This window comes from Clostridia bacterium (genome assembly GCA_014360065.1).
Classification (GTDB): Bacteria; Bacillota; DSM-521; order Neomoorellales; family JACIYF01; genus JACIYF01.
The window spans coordinates 1-1,722 of sequence record JACIYF010000238.1 but is presented as its reverse complement, the minus strand read 5'-3'; the positions used below and the strand labels follow the sequence as shown (position 1 = coordinate 1,722).

Annotated in this window: 1 protein-coding gene; it reads right to left on the bottom strand. The window is 53.0% G+C overall.

Annotation, left to right across the window (positions count from 1 at the left end; genetic code table 11):
* Positions 1 to 392: 392 nt before the first annotated feature.
* Positions 393 to 1,691, bottom strand: a complete 1,299-nt coding sequence (locus H5U02_15435; GenBank protein ID MBC7343811.1) for an MFS transporter — start codon at positions 1,689 to 1,691, stop codon at positions 393 to 395.
* Positions 1,692 to 1,722: the final 31 nt, after the last annotated feature.

Genomic DNA, 1,722 nt, shown 5'->3' with positions numbered 1-1,722 from the left:
AACCAAATGTCCCACCAGCATACCCTCCTTGCACGCAGTAGTGGTCTACAGACTAGTAGGAAAATTCCAACCACTTACCTTCTGCTAAGGTCTAGTTCCAACCAAATCACCGCTCAGTCTATACTTATTACTGTGTCTATACTTACTCTCCCCCTTTTTGGCGGCTCTTCCATAAATCAAATAGTTGGGTAGCCAAAGATTGGATGTAGTCCCGCCCCTTACCCAGATTTTCTACCTGGTCGGAATTTTCCCTAAAATGCTCACCAGCTCAATATTGCCCCCACTGAAGTCGGGACTGTTGTTTTGAGCCACAAGCACTACGATCTCCACATAGTTGCTTCAGATACTGGCCTAGATAGATGGGGCTGGATTGGCCGCCGAGTTTAGCACTGCTAGGCCTGAAACAACTCGGGTACCCAGCGCCAAGCGATGAGAATCGTGGCTGCCGTCACGATCATGGCTCCTGAGCCCACCACCAGAGGGGCCCCAAATCGCGCAGCCAAGGCCCCAGCTGGAAGGGCCCCGAGAGGATTTAATCCCGTATTCAGCATGGTGTACATGCCCATGATTCGCCCCCGCATTTGGGACTGGGAATGGGTCTGGAGCAAGGTATTGAGGGAAGCCAGGCTTATGGTCTGCCCCATCCCGGTGATTATTAGAAGTACCAAGTCAGGTACAAAATACGGAAGACAACTGAAGCCAAGCAGAGTAAAAGAAAAGGTAAGGATGGCACCTACGGTAATGGGGCCTAGGCGGTGAGAGCCGCCTAAGGTGGCAAGGGTTAGAGAACCGATTACAGTTCCAACTCCCGGCGCCATCATCAGAAGGCCTAACCCCCGGGGGCCGACCTTGAGGATATCCCTTGCGAAAACCGGCATCAATTGGTTATAAGGGCGGGCGCAAAAGCTGAGAACTGCAGTTAGAAGTAGAAGGGCTGACAGCATATGATCCTGCCGCACCGCTACGAAAACCTCCCCCATATCCTGGCGCAAGCTTCGCCCTTTAAAAGCTGAACCGCCCTGAATCCCGGAGTTCTCATGGCTAGGAATATGCATGAAGCCTAAAGCTATAATTACCGCCAGAAAGCTTAGGCCGTTGATGAGAAAGCATCCCCCAGCCCCCACTGCCGCCAGCACTAACCCGCCTAGCGAGGGGCCGAAAACGGCCGCCCCGTTAAAGGCCATGGAATTAATGGCAATGGCGTTGGCAAGATCCGAAACTGGAACCAGATCGGAGACCAGGGCTTGTCGAGTGGGCTGATCAAAAGACATCACCAAGCTGTTGAGAAAGGCAGACGCCAAAATATGCCAGACCCTAATGGCCCCAGTCTCTGCCAGCATCCCTAGAGCCAAAGCCAGCAACATGGATGAGGTTTGGGTGAAATACAGGATATGTTTGCGGTCAAAGCGGTCAGCAACTGCACCCCCGAGCAAAGAAAACAACAGCCGGGGTACGGCTTGGCATAGGCCTACTAGCCCCAGATAGAGCGGTGAGCTAGTAAGCTCATAAACCAACCAACTCTGAGCGATCATCTGCATCCAGGTGCCTACGTTGGAGACTACCAGCCCTATCCACAAAAGCCGAAAATCACGGTAGCGCAAGGCGTAAAAAGGAGATGGCCTCCCCCGGCCAGGTTGGCGCTCAGCCAGAGTCGAACCAGACAAGGCAGGCCGCTCCACCTTAACTTCCATGTTGATCATCTCGACCTAATTCGACTCAGAT